This is a genomic window from Actinomadura sp. WAC 06369, from assembly GCF_003947565.1.
GTDB classification, from domain to species: domain Bacteria; phylum Actinomycetota; class Actinomycetes; order Streptosporangiales; family Streptosporangiaceae; genus Spirillospora; species Spirillospora rifamycini.
The window spans coordinates 42,374-62,062 of record NZ_QHJN01000002.1; the positions used below are offsets into that span (position 1 = coordinate 42,374).

At 73.9% G+C, this 19,689-nt stretch carries 1 protein-coding gene (running past one end of the window); it reads left to right on the top strand.

Annotated elements, in window-relative coordinates:
* On the top strand, positions 1–19,689 hold the 5' portion of the coding sequence (locus DMH08_RS01375) for a non-ribosomal peptide synthetase (RefSeq protein ID WP_125611123.1). The gene runs 9,156 nt beyond the window's last position; the window shows 19,689 of its 28,845 coding nt (coding positions 1–19,689); its start codon is at positions 1–3; its stop codon lies off the right edge, out of view.

Below are 19,689 nucleotides of genomic sequence, written 5' to 3' on the forward strand. Positions count from 1 at the left end.
ATGACCCAGAACCGTATTGAGGACGTTTGGCCGCTGTCGCCATTGCAGGAAGGGCTTCTTTTCCACGCCCGGTACGACGAGCGGGCCCGCGACCTCTACGTGGAGCAGCGCGTTCTGGACCTCGCCGTCCCGCTGGACGCCGCCGCGCTGCGCGCCTCGTGGCAGGCGCTGCTGGACCGGCACGCGAGCCTGCGCGCGAGCTTCCGGCAGCCGGCCGGCCTGCGGCGGCTCGTGCAGGTGATCGCGGGCGGCGTCGCCCTGCCCTGGACCGAACTCGACCTGTCCGACCGGCCCGCCGCCGAAGCCGACGCCGAGGCCGCGCGGCTGGCGGAGGCGGAACGCGAACGCGGCTTCGACGTGTCGGTCCCGCCGCTGCTCCGCCTCGTCCTCGTCCGGCTGAACGACACCCGGTACCGGCTCGTGTTCACGATGCATCATCTCGTGCTCGACGGCTGGTCCCTGCCGATCCTCTTCCAGGAGCTGTCGGAGGTGTACGCGGCGGGCGGCGACGCGAGCGTCCTGCCCCCCGTGACCCCCTACCGCGACTACCTGGCGTGGCTCGGCGGCCGGGACGCGGACGCCGCCAGGACGGCGTGGGCGGACGCCCTCGACGGCGTCACCGAGCCGACCCTCGTCGCCCCCGCCGACCCCGCGGCGGAGCCCGTACCGCCCGACCACGTCGTCGAAGCGCTGGGCGACGAGGCCGCGGACGCCCTCCGCGAGGCCGCCCGCGCGCACGGCCTCACCCCGAACACGGTGGTGCAGGCGGCGTGGGGACTGGTCATCGGCAAGCTGACCGGACGCCGCGACGTCGTGTTCGGGGCCACGGTGTCGGGCCGCCCGGCCGAACTGCCCGGCGTGGAACGGATGCTGGGACTGTTCATCAACACCGTTCCCGTACGAGTCGAGCTGGACCCGGCCCGCACCCTCGCCGACACCCTCGCCGCCCTCCAGGCCCGGCAGACCGCACTGATGGACCACCAGCATCTCGGCCTCGCCGAGATCCGGCGTGCGGCCGGCCGCGGCGCCGTGTTCGACACGATCCTCGTCTACGAGAACTTCCTGCGCGACGCGCCCCGGCCGGAGAGCCCCGGCGGCCTGGAGGTCACCGACGTCGACGGCTCGGACGCGGCCCACTACCCGCTCATCCTCGCCGTCCTCCCCGACTCCCGGATGTCCCTGCGCCTGGACTACCGGCCCGACGTGTTCGACGAGCCGACCGCCCGCACCCTCCTCGGCCGCGTGGTCCGAGTCCTGAAGCAGATCGCGGCCGACCCGGACGTGCGGGTGAGCGGCCTCGATGTGCTGTCGGTGGACGAGCGTCGGCTGGTGGTGGAGGGGTGGAACGCGACGGCGTGTGCGGTGCCGGGCGGTTCGCTGGTGGAGCTGTTCGAGGGGCAGGCGTCTCGGACTCCGGGCGCGGTCGCGGTGGTCGATGGTGGTGTGTCGTGGACGTTCGCGGAGTTGGACGCGCGGGCGAACGGTGTCGCGCGTGGTTTGAGCGGCCGTGGTGTGGGTCGTGGGTCGCTGGTGGGTGTGCGGATGCAGCGGTCTGCGGGTCTGGTCGCGACGTTGCTGGGCGTACTGAAGGCCGGGGCGGCGTACGTCCCGTTGGACGTCTCGCACCCGGAGGAGCGGCTGGCGCGGATCGTCGCGGAAGCCGGTGCCTCGGTCGTGCTCACGGACGCCGACACGTTCGAGCCGACGGGGGAAGGGCCGCACACTCCGGTCGGCGCCGAGGACTTGGCGTACGTGATGTACACGTCGGGTTCGACGGGGGTCCCGAAGGGTGTCGCGGTCACGCACGGCAACGTCGCCGCGTTCGCGCTGGACAGGGCCTGGCGTGAGGATGTCGTGGAATGCGTGTTGGTGCAGGCAAATCACGCGTTCGATGCGTCGACGTACGAGATCTGGGTGCCGCTCCTGCGCGGCGGCCGACTGGTGATCGCGCCGCCGGGCGAGGTGGACGCGGCGGAGCGCGGCAGGCTCATCGCCGATCACGGCGTGACGAACGTGCACGCGACGGCCGGCCTGTTCCGGGTGCTGGCCGAGCAGTCGCCGGAGGTCTTCGCGGGGGTGCGGGAGGTCTCGACGGGTGGCGACGTGGTGTCGTCCTCCGCGATTCGCGCGCTCTTGGAGGCGCATCCCGGTCTGGTCGTCCGTTCGACCTACGGGCCGACGGAGACGACGGCGTTCGCCACTCATGTTCCCTTCACCGACGGTGGTGAGGTTCCGGCGTCCGTCCCGATCGGTCGTCCGCTGGACAACACCCGGATGTACGTCCTCGACGAGTTCTTACGCCCGGCCGCCCCCGGCGTGGTGGGTGAGCTCTACATCGCGGGCGAAGGTGTGGCGCGCGGCTATGCCGGACGTCCCATCCTGACGGCGGAGCGTTTCGTCGCCAACCCGTTCGGCGGTTCCGGCCGCGTGTACCGGACGGGTGACCTGGCCCGGTGGACGCCGGACGGAAATCTGGTGTTCGAGGGGCGCGCCGACGAGCAGGTGAAGATCCGGGGCTTCCGGATCGAACCGGCCGAGGTCGAAGCCGTTCTGGCGGCCCACGAGAGCGTCGTCCAGGCCGCCGTCATCGCCCGCGAAGACCAGCCGGGCGTCAAGCGCCTCGTCGCCTACATCGTCGGCGACGCGGACGAAACGGCACTGCGGCAGTTCGCGACCGACCGCCTGCCCGAGTACATGGTCCCGGCGGCGTTCGTCTCCCTGGACGCCATCCCCGTCACCCGCAACGGCAAGCTCGACCGCGCCGCCCTCCCCGCACCCGCCTTCGCGGGAACGTCCTCGGGGCGTGGGCCGGCCACGCCGACCGAAGAGGTCCTGTGCGGGCTGTTCGCCGAGGTTCTGGGGCTCGCGTCGGTGGGCGCCGAGGATTCGTTCTTCGAGCTGGGCGGCGACTCGCTTCTGGCGATGCGGCTCATCGCCCGCATCCGGGCGGTGCTCGGCGTCGAGGTGAGCATCCGCGACCTGTTCGCCGCCGCGACGGTCGCGGGGATGGCGCGGACGGTGCAGGACGAGCAGGGCGGGAAGCGTGCGGCGCTGGTCGCGCGGGAGCGTCCGGAGATCGTGCCGCCGTCGTTCGCGCAGCGGCGGATGTGGTTCCTGAACCGGCTGGAGGAGGCCGGTGCGGGCGCGGGCTACACCGTGCCGCTGGCGCTGCGCTTGTCGGGCGAGGTGGACACGGCGGCGTTGCAGGCGGCGTTGGCGGACGTGGCCGAGCGGCACGAGAGCCTGCGAACGATCTTCCCGGACGTCGAAGGCGAACCCCGGCAGGAGATCCTCTCGGGTGCGGTGGGTCGGCCCCCCTTCGCGGTGTCGCAGGTCGGCGAGGCGGAACTGCCCGCGGCCGCCGCCGAGGAGATGGGGCGCGGGTTCGATCTGTCGAGCGAGCCGCCGTGGCGGGCGCGGCTGCTGGTGGTGTCGGCGAGGGAGTCGGTGCTGGTGCTGGTGGCGCACCACATCGCGGTGGACGGCTGGTCGATGGGCGTCGTCACCCGCGACCTGGGGGCCGCGTACGCGGCCCGTGTCCGGGGGGAGGCTCCCGAGTGGGAGCCGTTGCCCGTCCAGTATGCCGACTACGCCCTCTGGCAGCGCGACGTGCTCGGCGAACTCGACGACCCGGGCAGCGTGATCTCCGCGCAGCTCGCCCACTGGCGGGAGGCGCTCGGCGGGATGCCGGACGAGCTGGCCCTGCCCCTCGACCGTCCCCGGACGTCCGACGCGTCGTTCCGCGCGGGCGTCGTCCCGGTACACGTCGATGCCGGTGTGCACGGGCGGCTCGTGGAGGTGGCGCAGCGGAACGGCGTCACGATGTTCATGGTGGCGCAGGCCGCGCTCGCGGTCCTCTTGTCGCGGATGGGCGCGGGCACCGACGTCCCGCTCGGCACGCCCGTCGCCGGGCGCGGCGACGCCGCCATGGAGAACATGGTCGGGTTCTTCCTCAACACGCTGGTGCTGCGGACGGACGTCGGCGGCGACCCGTCGTTCGCCGAACTGCTGGCCCGCGTCCGCGAGATCGACCTGGCGGCGTTCGCACATCAGGACGTCCCGTTCGAGCGGCTGGTGGAGGACCTGAACCCGGCGCGTTCGCTGGCCCGGCACCCGCTGTTCCAGGTCGCGCTCACTCTCCAGAACGTCCCGCAAGCCGCGGCCCCGGTGGAACTGGCGGGGCTCGACGTCGTCCCGTTCGCCGCTCCGGTGGGGGCGATGGCGGCGCGGTTCGACCTGTCGTTGGCGTTGACCGAGCACCGGGACGGCGGCGCCCCCGCCGGCATCGACGGACAGTTCGAGTTCGCCGTCGACCTGTTCGACGAGTCGACGGTCCGGGCGCTGTCGGAGCGTCTGGTGCGGGTGCTGGAGCAGGTCGCGGCCGATCCTCGCGCGCGCGTCCGGGACCTCGAACTGCTGTCGCCCGAGGAATGGCGGCGTGTGGTCCGCGAGTGGAACGACACCGCGCGCCCGGTGCCGGGCGGTTCGCTGGTGGAGCTGTTCGAGGCGCAGGCGTCTCGTACCCCGGGCGCGGTCGCGGTGGTCGATGGCGGTGTGTCCTGGACGTTCGCGGAGCTGGACGCGCGGGCGAACGGCGTTGCGCGTGGTTTGAGTGGCCGTGGTGTGGGTCGTGGGTCGCTGGTGGGTGTGCGGATGCAGCGGTCTGCGGATCTGGTCGCGACGTTGCTGGGGGTGCTGAAGGCCGGGGCGGCGTACGTCCCGTTGGACGTTTCGCACCCGGCGGACCGTGTGGCGTCGATCGTCGCAGAAGCCGGTGTGTCGGTCGTGCTGACGGACGACGATGCGTTCGAGCCGTTCGACCACGCTCCAGGCGTGGCCGTCTCCCCGGACGACCTGGCGTACGTCATGTACACCTCCGGGTCGAGCGGAGAGCCGAAGGGGGTAGCGGTCACGCACGGCAACGTCGCGGCGTTCGCTCTGGACGCCGCCTGGCGTGAGGATGTCGTGGAATGCGTGTTGGTGCAGGCGAACCATGCGTTCGATGCGTCGACGTACGAGATATGGACGCCGCTCCTGCACGGCGGTCGACTGGTGATCACGCCGCCCGGCGAGGTCGACGCGACGGAGTGGACCGGGCTGATCGCCGAGCACGGCGTGACGAACGTGCACGCGACGGCGGGTCTGTTCCGGGTGCTGGCCGAGCAGTCCCCGGAGGTCTTCGCAGGTGTGCGGGAGGTGTCGACCGGTGGTGACGTGGTGTCGTCGTCCGCGATCCGCGCCCTCCTGGAGGCGCATCCTGACCTGGTGGTCCGTTCGACCTACGGGCCGACGGAGACGACGGCCTTCGCCACCCATGTCCCTTTCGACGTTGGCGATGAGGTTCCGGCGTCGGTGCCGATCGGTCGTCCGCTGGACAACACCCGGATGTACGTGCTGGACGAGTTCCTGCATCCGGTTCCGCCGGGCGTGGTGGGCGAGCTTTACATCGCGGGCGAAGGTGTGGCGCGCGGCTATGCCGGACGTCCCGTACTGACGGCCGAGCGTTTCGTCGCCAACCCCTTCGATGGCTTTGGTCGTATGTACCGGACCGGTGACCTGGCCCGGTGGACGCCCGACGGGCAGTTGGCCTTCGAGGGACGTGCCGACGAGCAGGTGAAGATCCGCGGTTTCCGGATCGAACCGGCCGAGGTCGAGACCGTTCTGGCGGCCCACGAGAACGTCGTCCAGGCCGCCGTCATCGCGCGCGAAGACCAACCAGGAATCAAGCGGCTCGTCGCGTACGTCGTCGGCGACGCGGACGAGTCGACGCTGCGGGAGTTCGCCGCCGCCAAGCTCCCCGACTACATGGTCCCTGCGGCGTTCGTCCCGCTCGACGCCATCCCCATCACCCCCAACGGCAAGCTGGACCGGGCCGCGCTGCCCGCGCCCGCGTTCGCGGGCGGGGAGGCGGGGAGGGGGCCGCAGACGCCGACCGAAGAGGTCCTGTGCGGGCTGTTCGCCGACGTGCTCGGCCTGGACCGGGTCGGTGCGGAGGCTTCGTTCTTCGAGTTGGGCGGCGATTCCCTCCTGGCGATGCGGTTGATCGCCCGGGTCAGGGCGGTGCTGGGCGTCGAGGTGAGCATTCGGGACCTGTTCGCGTCGCCGACCGTCGCGGGCTTGGCCAGGGTCGGCGGCGAGGCCCGCATGCCGTTGACGGCCCGTCCCCGCCCGGACGAGGTCCCGCTGTCGTACGCGCAGCGGCGAATGTGGTTCCTGAACCGGCTGGAGGAGGCCGGCGCCGGTGCGGGCTACAACGTGCCGGTGGTGCTGCGGCTGTCCGGCGAGGTGGACGTCGCGGCGCTGGAGGCGGCGCTCGGGGACGTCGCCGACCGGCACGAGACCCTGCGCACGATCTTCCCGGACGTCGGCGGGCGGCCCCGGCAGCGGGTGCTGAGCGGCGCGGACGGACGTCCCCGCCTGCTGATCGACGAGGTCGGCGGAACGGCGGTGGGAGCGGCGGTCGCGGCCGAGGTCCGGCGCGGCTTCGACCTGTCCCGCGAGCTGCCGTGGCGGGCGCGGCTGCTGGTGGTGTCACCGGTCGAGTCCGTGCTCGTGGCGGTGACGCACCACATCGCGGTGGACGGCTGGTCCGTCGGCGTCCTGACGCGGGACCTCGGCGCCGCCTACGCGGCCCGCCGCCGGGGGGACGCGCCGGACTGGGCGCCGCTGCCCGTCCAGTACGCCGACTACGCCCTCTGGCAGCAGGACGTTCTCGGCGATCTGGAGGACACCGGGAGCGTCCTCGCGGACCAGCTTCGGTACTGGCGCGACGCGCTCGCCGGGCTCCCCGAGGAGATCGCACTGCCGGTCGACCGGCGGCGCCCGCCGGACCCCTCCTTCCGGGCCGGCGTGGTGCCGATCCGGGCGGACGCCGCGACCCACGCCCGGCTCACCGGGTTGGCGCGGCGGCGCGGCGTCACGATGTTCATGGTCGCGCAGGCCGCGCTCGCCGCGCTGCTGTCCCGGATGGGGGCCGGTACCGACATCGCCCTCGGCGCGGCCGTCGCCGGGCGCGACGACGCGGCGGTCGAAGACCTGGTCGGGTTCTTCCTGAACACGCTGGTGCTGCGGACGGACGTCAGCGGCGACCCGTCGTTCGCCGAACTGCTGGAACGCGTCCGGGACACCGATCTCGCCGCGTTCGCGCATCAGGACGTCCCGTTCGAGCGGCTGGTCGAGGACCTCAACCCGGTGCGTTCGCTGGCCCGGCACCCGCTGTTCCAGGTGATCCTCGCGGTGCAGAACGCGTCCGAACCGGACGACGAATGGGACCTGTCCGGTCTGCGCGCGGTGCCGCTGCCTCCGGACGACACGGCGGTGGCGCGGTTCGACCTGTCGGTGACGCTCACCGAGCACCGCAGCGAGGACGGCGCCCCGGCGGGGCTCGGCGGAGAGATCCAGTACGCGGCCGACCTGTTCGACGAGTCGACGGTGCGGGCGTTGTCGGAGCGTCTGGTGCGGGTGCTGGAGCAGGTCGCGGCCGACGCCGACACGCCCGTCTCCGAGATCGGCGTGCTGTCGGGCGACGAGCGCCGGTTGGTGCTGGAGGACTGGAACGACACGGCGCGTCCGGTGCCGGCCGGTTCGCTGGTCGAGCTGTTCGAGGCGCAGGCGTCTCGGACTCCCGACGCCGTTGCCGTGATCGCGGACGGTGTGGAGCGGACGTTCGCGGAGCTGGACGCCTGGGCGAACGGCATTGCGCGTGATTTGAGTGGCCGTGGTGTGGGTCGTGGGTCGCTGGTGGGTGTGCGGATGCAGCGGTCTGCGGACTTGGTCGCGACGTTGTTGGGTGTGTTGAAGGCCGGGGCGGCGTACGTTCCGTTGGACGTTTCGCATCCGGAGGAGCGGCTGGCGTCGATCGTCGCGGAGGCCGGGATCTCGGTCGTCCTCGGTGACGACGACGTGTTCGAGCCGGTGGAGGAGAGGCCACAGACCCCGATCGGTGGCGGGGATCTGGCGTACGTCATGTACACCTCCGGTTCGACGGGGGTCCCGAAGGGTGTCGCGGTCACGCACGGCAACGTCGCCGCGTTCGCGCTGGACACGGCGTGGCGTGAGGACGTGTTGTCGTGCGTGTTGGTGCAGGCGAACCATGCGTTCGATGCGTCGACGTATGAAATCTGGGCTCCGCTTCTGCGTGGTGGTCGGTTGGTGATCGTTCCGCCTGGTGAGGTGGATACGGCGGAGCGCGGCAGGCTGATCGCGGAGCATCGGGTGTCGCATGTGGTGGCGCCGTCGGGGTTGTTCCGGGTGCTGGCCGAGCAGTCGCCGGAGATCTTCGGCGGGGTGCGGGAGGTGCTGACCGGCGGCGACGTCGTGTCGTCCACCGCCATCGGCAGCCTGTTGGAGATGCACCCCGATCTGGAGGTCCGCCCCACCTACGGCCCCACCGAGACCACGGGGTTCGCGACGCACGTGCTGTTCACGGTCGGCGATGACGTCCCGGTGTCGGTGCCGATCGGTCGTCCGCTGGACAACACCCGGATGTACGTCCTCGACGAGTTCTTGCACCCGGTCGCGCCGGGTGTGGTGGGTGAGCTCTACATCGCGGGTGAGGGTGTTGCTCGCGGTTACGCGAGTCGTCCCGTCCTGACGGCGGAGCGTTTCGTCGCCAACCCCTTCGGCGGTTCGCCCCGCATGTACCGGACGGGTGACCTGGCCCGGTGGACGCCGGACGGAAATCTGGTGTTCGAGGGGCGTGCCGACGAGCAGGTGAAGATCCGGGGCTTCCGGATCGAGCCGGCCGAGGTCGAGGTGGTGCTCGCGGCCCACGAGAGCGTCGTCCAGGTCGCCGTCGTCGCCCGCGAGGATCAGCCGGGCGTCAAGCGGCTCGTCGCGTACATCGTCGGCGACGCGGACGAGTCGACGCTGCGGGAGTTCGCCGCCGCCAAGCTCCCCGACTACATGGTCCCTGCGGCGTTCGTCCCGCTCGACGCCATCCCCGTCACTCTCAACGGCAAGCTGGACCGGGCCGCGCTGCCCGCGCCCGCGTTCGCGGGGGCGTCGTCGGGGCGTGGGCCGGCCACGCCGGCCGAAGAGGTGCTGTGCGGGCTGTTCGCCGAGGTCGTCGGGCTCCCGTCGGTCGGCGCGGAGGCTTCGTTCTTCGAGCTGGGCGGCGATTCCCTCCTGGCGATGCGGCTCATCGCCCGCATCCGGGCGGTGCTGGACGCCGAGGTGGGCATCCGCGACCTGTTCGCGTCCCCGACCGTCGCGGGTCTCGCCCGCGTCGTGGCGGACGAGCGGGGCGGGACCGGGACGCGTGCGGCGCTGGTCGCGCGGGAGCGTCCGGACGTCGTGCCGCTGTCGTTCGCGCAGCGGCGGATGTGGTTCCTGAACCGGCTGGAGGAGGCCGGTGCGGGCGCGGGCTACAACGTCCCGATGAGCGTGCGGCTGTCCGGTGAGGTGGACGTCGCGGCGCTGGAGGCGGCGCTCGGGGACGTCGCGGACCGGCACGAGGCCCTTCGCACGGTCTTCCCCGACGTCGACGGCGTCCCGCACCAACGGATCCTCGCCGGACCGGCGGGCCGTCCCGGGCTGCGGGTCGGCCGGGTGGAGGCGTCCGGCCTGGAGGAGGCGGTCGCCGAGGAGATGAGGCGCGGGTTCGACCTCACCCGGGAGCCGCCGTGGCGGGCGCGGCTGCTGGTGCTGTCGTCCGGCGAATCCGTCCTGGCGCTGGTGGCGCACCACATCGCGGTGGACGGCTGGTCGATGGGCGTCGTCACCCGCGACCTGGGGGCCGCGTACGCGGCCCGTGTCCGGGGGGAGGCGCCCGCGTGGGAGCCGTTGCCCGTCCAGTACGCCGACTACGCCCTCTGGCAGCGCGACGTGCTCGGCGAACTCGACGACCCGGAGAGCGTGATCTCCGCGCAGCTCGCCCACTGGCGCGAGGCGCTCGGCGGGATGCCGGACGAGCTGGCCCTGCCCCTCGACCGTCCCCGGACGCCCGACGCGTCGTTCCGCGCCGGCAGCGTCCCCGTGCGGGTCGACGCGGACGTGCACCGGCGGCTCGCCGAGACGGCGCAGCGGAACGGCGTCACGATGTTCATGGTGGCGCAGGCCGCGCTCGCGGTCCTCTTGTCGCGGATGGGCGCGGGCACCGACATCCCGCTCGGCACGCCCATCGCCGGACGCGGCGACGCCGCCATGGACGACATGGTCGGGTTCTTCCTCAACACGCTGGTGCTGCGGACGGACGTCGGCGGGGACCCGTCGTTCACCGAACTGCTCGCACGCGTCCGCGACACCGACCTCGCCGCCTACGCACACCAGGACGTCCCGTTCGAGCAGCTCGTCGAGGACCTCAACCCGCCCCGGTCGCTCGCCCGGCACCCCCTCTTCCAGGTGATGGTCTCCGTCGAGAACGCCGCCGCCGGGACGGACGCGCCGCTGGAACTGCACGGGCTGCGCGTCGAGGCGTTCGCCGCCGCGGCCGAGGCGCGGACGGCCCAGTTCGACCTGGCGCTGACGCTGACCGAGCACCGGGACGGCCGCGGGCTGCCCGCGGGGCTCGGCGGGCGGTTCGAGTTCGCCGCCGACCTGTTCGACGCGGACACCGTCCGGGCGCTGGCGGACCGGCTGGCGCGGGTGCTGGAACAGGTCGCGGCCGACCCCGGCGTGCACGTCCGGGACGTCGAACCGCTGTCGCCGGACGAACGGCGGCGGGTGCTCCGGGAATGGAACGACACCGCCCGTCCCGTCCCGGCCGGGACGCTGGTGGACCTCTTCGAGGCGCAGGCGGCGCGGACGCCGGACGCCGTCGCGGTCGTCGCCGAGGACGCGACGTGGACGTACGCGGAGCTGGAGCGCCGCGCGAACCGGTGGGCGCACGACCTGATCGGGCGCGGCGTGGGGCCGGAGAGCCGGGTCGGCGTGGTGACGGAACGGTCGGCCGACATGGTCGCGATGCTGCTCGGCGTCCTCAAGGCGGGCGGCGCCTACCTGCCGCTGGACCCCGACCTGCCCGCCGAGCGGGAACGCCGCATGCTGGTCGGCGCCGCACCCGTCCTCACCCTGCGGCCGGGCATGGCACCGGCCGCGGGGGCGCCGGACACGCGGCCGGCCGGGGTGCCGCTCCGTCCCGCGCACCCCGCCTACGTGATCTACACGTCCGGGTCGACCGGGACCCCCAAGGGCGTGGTGGTCACCCACGCCGCGGTCGTGAACCAGCTCCTCTGGATGCAGGACGAGTACGGCCTCGCACCCGGCGAGCGGGCGCTGCACAAGACGCCGTCCGGGTTCGACGTGTCCGTGTGGGAGCTGTTCTGGCCCCTGCTCGTGGGGGCGGCCGTCGTGGCGGCCCGGCACGACGCGCACCGCGACCCCGGCCACCTCGCCGAACTGATCGAGCGGGAACGCGTCGCCGTGGTCGAGTTCGTCCCCGCGATGCTCGCGGCGTTCCTGCGGCAGGACGGCGTCGCCGACCGGGCCCGGAGCCTCCGGGCGGTCCTCTCCGGCGGTGAGGCGCTCCCCGCCGACCTCGCCGAGGAGGTCCACCGGACCCTGGGCGTCCCGCTGCACAACCTCTACGGGCCGACCGAGACGACGATCGGCGTCACGGCCCGTCCCGTCGAGCCCGGCGCGGGCGACGGCCCGGTGCCGATCGGCCGCCCGGTGTGGAACACCCGCGCCTACGTCCTCGACGAGTTCCTGCGGCCGGTCCCGCCGGGCGTCGTCGGCGAACTGTACGTCGCGGGCGTCCAGCTCGCCCGCGGCTACGCGGGGCGCCCGGCGCCGACGGCCGAGCGGTTCCCGGCCTGCCCGTTCGGCGCGCCCGGCGAGCGCATGTACCGGACCGGGGACCTGGCCCGCTGGACGCCCGGCGGCGAACTGGTCTTCGCGGGCCGCGCCGACGACCAGGTGAAGGTGCGGGGCGTCCGGATCGAACCGGGCGAGGTCGAGGCCGCGCTGGCGTCCCACCCGCTCGTCGACCGGGCCGTGGTGGTCGCGCGCGAGGACCGGCCCGGCGTCCACCGGCTCGTCGCGTACGTCGTCGGCGCGGCGGACGAGCCGTCGCTGCGGGCCCGCGCGGCGGAACGGCTGCCCGAGTACATGGTGCCGTCGGCGTTCGTCCGGCTCGACGCCCTCCCGGTGACCCGGAACGGGAAGCTCGACCGGGCCGCCCTCCCCGCCCCGGACTTCGCCGGCCGCGCCCCCGGCCGGGCGCCCGCGACCCCGGCGGAGGAGGTGCTCGCCGGGCTGTTCGGCGAGGTCCTCGGCGTCGAGCGGGTCGGCGCGGACGACTCGTTCTTCGACCTCGGCGGCGACTCGCTCCTCGCCATGCGGCTCATCTCCCGCGTCCGCGCGGCGCTCGGCATCGAGGTCGACATCCGCGACCTGTTCGCCGCCCCGACCGTCGCGGGCGTGGCGCGGCTGCAGGGCACGGCGCGCGCGCCGCTGACGGCCCGTCCCCGCCCGGACGAGGTCCCGCTGTCGTACGCGCAGCAGCGCATGTGGTTTCTGAACCGGCTGGAGGAGGCCGGCGCGGGCGCCGCCTACAACCTGCCGCTCGCGCTCCGCCTGACCGGCGACCTGGACGTCGCGGCACTGGAGGCGGCGCTCGGGGACGTCGCCGACCGGCACGAGTCCCTGCGCACGACCTTCCCCGACGCGGACGGCGTCCCGCGGCAACGCGTCGTCGACGGCCCGGCCGGACGGCCCCGACTGGCGGTGACCGAGGTCGCGGAGACCGCCGTCGGGGACGCGGTCGTCGCGGAGACGACCCGCCGCTTCGACCTGTCCCGCGACCTGCCGTTCCGGGCGCGGCTGCTCGTGCCCTCGGCGGACGAGGCGGTCCTCGTCCTCGTCGCCCACCACATCGTCGTGGACGGCTGGTCCATGGGCGTCCTCGTCCGGGACCTGGGGCTCGCGTACGCGGCCCGCGTCCGGGGGGAGGCTCCCGGCTGGGGGCCGCTGCCCGTCCAGTACGCCGACTACGCGCTCTGGCAGCGGGAGACCCTCGGCGACCCCGACGACCCGGACAGCCCGATATCCGGGCAGCTCGGCCACTGGCGCACCGCCCTGGCCGGAACGCCGGACGAACTCGCGCTCCCCGCCGACCGCCCCCGCCGGACCGAACCGTCGTTCCGCGCGGGCGTGGTGCCGGTGGAGGTGGGTGCGGCCGTTCATGTCCGGATCGCTGATCTGGCGCGGCGGCGTGGCGTGACGATGTTCATGGTGGCGCAGGCGGCGGTGGCGGTGCTGCTGTCGAAGGTGGGTGCGGGGGACGACGTCCCGGTGGGGACGGCCGTGGCGGGTCGTGGTGACGCGGCGCTGGAGGACCTGGTCGGGTTCTTCGTCAACACGCTGGTGTTGCGGACGGACGTGAGCGGCGATCCGTCGTTCGCCGAACTGCTGGAGCGCGTCCGGGAGACCGACCTCGCGGCGTACGCGCACCAGGACGTTCCGTTCGAGCGGCTCGTCGAGGAGCTGAACCCGGCGCGGTCGCTGTCCCGGCACCCCCTGTTCCAGGTCATGCTGGCCGTCGAGAACGTGACCGACGCCGAGGACCCGTGGCGGCTGCCCGGCCTCCGCGTCCTCCCCGAACCCCTCGACCGGACCGCCGTCGCCCGGTTCGACCTCTCGATCGGGCTCACCGAACACCGCGATGCCGCCGGCGTCCCGAACGGCCTCGGCGGCGAGATCCAGTACGCGGCCGACCTGTTCGACGAGCCGACCGTTCGCGCGCTGGCCGACCGGCTGGTCCGTGTGCTCGAGCAGGTGGCGGCCGATCCCGACGTGCCGGTCTCCGAGGTCGATGTGCTGTCGCCGGAGGAGCGCCGGCTGGTGGTGGAGGAGTGGAACGCCACGGCGCGGCCGCTGCCGGGTGTTTCGCTGGTGGAGCTGTTCGAGGCGCAGGCGGCGCGGACGCCGGGCGCGGTGGCGGTCGTGTCGGGGGACGGCGGCGTGTCGTGGACGTACGCGGAGCTGAATGCGCGGGCGAACGGGGTCGCGCGGGCGCTGGGGGATCGTCGCGGTTCGCTGGTCGGCGTCCGGATGCGGCGGTCGGGGGACCTGATCGCCGCGCTGCTCGGGGTGCTGAAGGCAGGGGCGGCGTACGTGCCGCTGGATGTCTCGCACCCGGAGGACCGGATCGCGGCGGTGATGGCCGAGGCCGGAGTGTCGACCGTCATCACCGACGCCGACGCGTTCGAGCCCGTCGAGGAAAACCCCGGCCTTCACATCGAACCCGAGTGCCTTGCGTATGTCATGTACACCTCGGGATCGACGGGCGTGCCGAAGGGTGTTGCGGTCACGCATGCGAACGTGGTGGCGTTCTGCCTGGACGAGGCGTGGCGTGACGATGTCGTGGAAAGCGTGCTGGTGCAGGCGAACCATGCGTTCGATGCGTCGACGTACGAGATCTGGACGCCGCTGCTGCGGGGCGGTCGTCTGGTCGTCGTCCCGCCGGGCGAGGTCGATCCGGCCGAGCGCGGACGGCTGATCGCCGAGCACGGTGTGACGAACGTGCACGCGACGGCGGGTCTGTTCCGGGTGCTGGCGGAGCAGTCGCCGGAGATCTTCGCCGGTGTCCGCGAGGTGTCGACCGGCGGCGACGTCGTCTCCTCCACGGCCGTCCGGAACCTGCTGGACGCCCACCCGGACCTCGTCGTCCGGACGACCTACGGGCCGACCGAGACGACGGCGTTCGCCACCCACCTGGCCTTCACGTCCGCCGACCGGGTTCCGGCCGCCGTTCCCATCGGCAGCCCGCTCGCCAACACCCGCGTCTACGTTCTGGACGAGTCGTTACGCCCGGTTCCGCCCGGTGTGGTGGGTGAGCTGTACCTCGCCGGGCACGGCCTGGCGCGCGGGTACGCGTCCCGCCCGGCCCTGACGGCGGAACGGTTCGTCGCGAACCCCTTCGAGACGGCCGCCCGGATGTACCGCACGGGCGACCTCGCCCGCTGGACGTCCGACGGCCGGTTGGCATTCGCGGGCCGGTCCGACGACCAAGTGAAGATCCGGGGATTCCGGATCGAGCCGGCCGAGGTCGAAGCCGTCCTGACCTCCCACCCCGACGTGCATCAGGCCGTCGTCATCGCCCGCGAGGACGACCCCGGCACCAAGCGGCTCGTCGGCTATGTCGTCGGCGAAGCGGACCTGGCCGAGTTGCGGGAGTTCGCGGCCGTCCGCCTCCCCGAGTACATGGTCCCCGCCGCGTTCGTCCCCCTCGACACCGTCCCGGTCACCCGTAACGGCAAGGTCGACCGGGCCGCCCTTCCCGCCCCCGACTTCGCGGGTCTGGCCGGTGACCGGGCCCCGGCCACCCCGACCGAGGAGGTCCTGTCCGGGCTGTTCGCCGACGTCCTCGGCCTGGACCGGGCCGGGGTGGACGACGCGTTCTTCGACCTCGGCGGCGACTCGCTCCTCGCGATGCGGCTGATCGCCCGTGTCCGGTCGGTGCTGGGCGTCGAGGTGAGCATCCGGGACCTGTTCGGGGCACCGACCGTCGCAGGTCTGGCGCGGCTCGCGGACGAGGCGCGCGGGGCGGGCGTGCGTCCGGCGCTCGTGGCTCGGGAGCGTCCGGAGGTCGTGCCGCTGTCGTATGCGCAGCAGCGGATGTGGTTCCTGAACCGTCTTGAGGAGGCCGGTGCGGGCGCCGGGTACACGGTGCCGCTGGTGTTGCGGCTGTCCGGCGACCTGGACGTCGCCGCGCTCGAAGCGGCGCTCGGGGACGTCGCGGACCGGCACGAGAGCCTCCGCACGATCTTCCCCGACGTCGACGGCGAACCGCGCCAGGAGATCCTTTCGGGTGCGGCGGGGCGGCCGCCGCTGGCGGTGTCGGAGGTGGACGAGGCGGGCCTGCGCGCGGCCGTGGCCGGTGAGCTGGCCGGCGGGTTCGACCTGGCGCGGGACCTGCCGTGGCGGGCCCGTCTGCTGCTGGTGTCGCCGACGGAGTCGGCGCTGGTGCTGGTGGCGCACCACATCGCGGTGGACGGCTGGTCGATGGGCATCGTCACCCGCGACCTGGAGGCGGCGTACGCGGCCCGCGCCCGGGGGGAGGCTCCCGCGTGGGAGCCGCTGCCCGTCCAGTACGCGGACTACGCCCTCTGGCAGCGCGAGGTGCTCGGCGAGCTCGACGACCCGGAGAGCGTGATCTCGGCCCAGCTCGACCACTGGCGCCGGGCCCTGGCGGGGGCGCCCGCTGAGGCGACGCTTCCGGCGGACCGCCCGCGCCCGGCAGAAGCCACGTACCGGGCGGGTTCCGTGCCCGTCCGGGTGGACGCGGCGACGCACGCCGGCCTCGCCGACGCGGCCCGGCGGAACGGCGTCACGATGTTCATGATCGCGCAGGCGGCGCTCGCGGTCCTGCTGTCGAAGATGGGGGCGGGCACCGACGTGCCGGTCGGCACGGTGCTGGCGGGGCGCCGCGACGCCGCCCTGGAGGACCTCGCCGGGTTCTTCGTCAACACGCTGGTGCTGCGTACCGACGTGGGCGGGAATCCGACGCTGGACGAGCTGCTCGCACGTGTCCGCGACGCCGACCTGGCGGCGTTCGCGCACCAGGACCTGCCGTTCGAGCGGCTGGTCGAGGACCTGAACCCGGCGCGCTCGCTGGCGCGGCATCCGCTGTTCCAGGTCATGCTCACCTTCCAGAACGTCCGGGGCGCCGAGACGCCGCCGGAGCTGCCCGGCCTCCAGGTCCGCCCGCTGGCCCTCGCCGACCCGGCGCAAGACGCGGAGGACGGCGACGAGCGCGGCGGCGACGGCGAGACGGCGAAGTTCGACCTGTCGTTCACGCTCGCCGAGGAATGGGACGACGACGGCGCCCACGCCGGGATCGGCGGCGGCCTCCAGTACGCGGCCGACCTGTTCGACGAGCCGACCGCGCGGGCCCTGGCGCGGCGCCTGGCGCGGGTGCTGGAGCAGATCGCGGCGGACTCGCGCGTCCGGCTGGACCGCATCGAGGTGCTGTCGGCGGCGGAACGGCACCGGGCGCTGGAGGAGTGGAACGACACCGCCCGTCCCGGCGCGGACGGGACGCTGCCGGAGCTGTTCGAGGCCCAGGCGGCCCGGACGCCCGACGCGGTCGCGGTGGAGTTCGAGGACGACGCGTGGACGTACGCCGAGCTGGACGCGCGGGCGAACCGGCTGGCGCGCGAGCTGATCGCGCGCGGCGTGGGGCCGGAGTGCGCGGTCGGCGTGCTGCTGAACCGGTCGGCGGACCTGGCGGCGGTGCTGCTGGGCGTCGCGAAGGCGGGCGCGGCGTGGGTCCCGATCGACCCGGGATACCCGCCGGAGCGGATCGCGCTGATCCTGGACGACGCGGCGCCCGCACTGGTGGTCTGCACGCACGCCACCGCGCCGCTGGTGGACGGCCCCGCACGCCTGGTGCTGGACGACGCGGCCGTCGCCGCGTCGGCGGCGGCGCGCCCGGCGGCGGCGCCGGTGGACGCCGACCGGACGGCGCCGCTGCGTCCGGACCACCCGGCGTACGTCGTCTACACGTCGGGTTCGACGGGCCGCCCGAAGGGCGTGGTGGTCACGCATCGCGGCGTCGGGAGCCTCGCCGGTGCGCAGATCGAGCGGTTCGCGGTGGCGCCGGGCTCGCGGGTGCTCCAGTTCGCGGCGCTCGGTTTCGACGCGGCGTTCTCGGAGCTGTGCATGGCGCTGCTGTCCGGGGCGACGCTCGTCCTGGCGGGACCGGACGGCATGCCGCCGCGCCGCGGCCTCGGCGACACGGTCGAGGCGCTCGGCGTGACGCACGTGACGGTGCCGCCGTCGGTGCCGGCGGGGGAGGAGGAGCTGCCGGAGCGCCTCGCGACCCTGGTGGTGGCGGGCGAGGCGTGCCCGCCCGAACTGGTGGAGCGGTTCGCGGGCGGCCGCCGCTTCGTGAACGCGTACGGGCCGACGGAGACGACGGTGTGCGCGGCGATGTCGCCGCCGCTGTCGCCGTCGGCGCCGACGACCGGCGGCGCGGTGCCGATCGGGCGCCCGGTGTGGAACTCGCGGGTGTTCGTGCTGGACGACCGGCTGCGTCCGGTCGCGCCGGGCGTGGCGGGCGACCTGTACGTGGCCGGCGCGAGCCTCGCCCGCGGGTACGCGGGCCGTCCCGTCCCCACGGCGGAGCGGTTCGTGGCGTGCCCGTTCGGCGGGGGCCGCATGTACCGGACGGGCGACCTTGCGCGGTGGACGCCCGGCGGCGACCTCGTCTTCGCGGGCCGCGCCGACGCGCAGGTGAAGATCCGCGGGTTCCGGGTCGAGCCGGCCGAGGTGGAGGCCGTCCTGACCGCCCACGACCGGGTCGCGCGGGCCGTCGTCGTCGCCAGGGAGGACGCGGGCGTGCGGCGGCTCGTCGCCTACGTCGTCGGCGACGCGGAGCGCGCCGCGCTGCGGGAGCTCGCGGCCGCGAAGCTGCCCGACCACATGGTCCCGGCGGCGTTCGTGACGGTCGACGCGATCCCGGTGACGGCGAACGGCAAGGTGGACCGCGCCGCGCTCCCCGCCCCCGACTTCGGCGGCGGGTCCGCCGGCCGCGGCCCCGCCACGGCGACCGAGGAGGTCCTGTGCGCCGTGTTCGCGGACGTCCTGGGCGTGCCGTCGGCCGGGACGGAGGACTCGTTCTTCGAGCTCGGCGGCGACTCGCTCCTCGCGATGCGGTTGATCGCCCGTGTCCGGTCGGTGCTGGGCGTCGAGGTGAGCATCCGGGACCTGTTCGGCTCGCCGACCGTCGCGGGCCTGGCGCGGCTCGCTGACGAAGCACGCGGCGCGGGCGTGCGCGCGCCGCTGGCGGCGCGGGAGCGTCCCGAGGTCGTCCCGCTGTCGTATGCGCAGCAGCGGATGTGGTTCCTCAACCGGCTGGAGGAGGCCGGTGCGGGCGCCGGGTACACGGTGCCGCTGGTGATGCGGCTGTCCGGCCGAGTCGACGTCGCGGCGCTGGAGGCGGCCTTCGGGGACGTCGCGGACCGGCACGAGAGCCTCCGCACGATCTTCCCCGACGTCGACGGCGTCCCGCACCAGCGGATCGTCGACGGCCCCGGCGGGCGCCCGCCCCTGGTCGTCGAGGACATCGGCGAGGAGGACGCGGCCCCCGCCGCGGCCCGCGAGACCGGACGGGGCTTCGACCTCACCCGCGACCTGCCCTGGCGCACGCGGCTGCTGGCCCTGACGCCCACCGAGTCCGTTCTCGTGATCACCGCGCACCACATCGCCGTGGACGGCGGCTCGATGGCGGTGCTGGCCCGCGACCTGCGGGAGGCGTACACGGCCCGCGTCCGGGACGAGGCGCCCGCGTGGGAGCCGCTGCCCGTCCAGTACGCCGACTACGCGCTCTGGCAGCGCGACGTGCTCGGCGACCTGGACGACCCGGAAAGCCTCATCGCCTCGCAGTTCCGGTACTGGCGCGACGCGCTCGCGGGGGCGCCGGAGGACCTCGCCCTCCCCACCGACCGGCCCCGGCCGGCGGAGGCGTCGTTCCGCGGCGGCGCCGTGCCCGTCGAGGTCGGCGTGGACGTCCACGCCCGGCTCGTCGACCTGGCCCGCCGCAACGGCGTCACGATGTTCATGGTCGCGCAGGCGGCGGTCGCGCTGCTCCTCACCAAGGTGGGCGCCGGACCGGACGTCCCGATCGGGACGGCGGTCGCCGGACGCGGCGACGCCCGCCTCGAAGACCTCGCCGGCTTCTTCGTCAACACGCTGGTCCTGCGGACGGACGTCGGCGGGGACCCGTCGTTCACGGAGTTGCTGGGC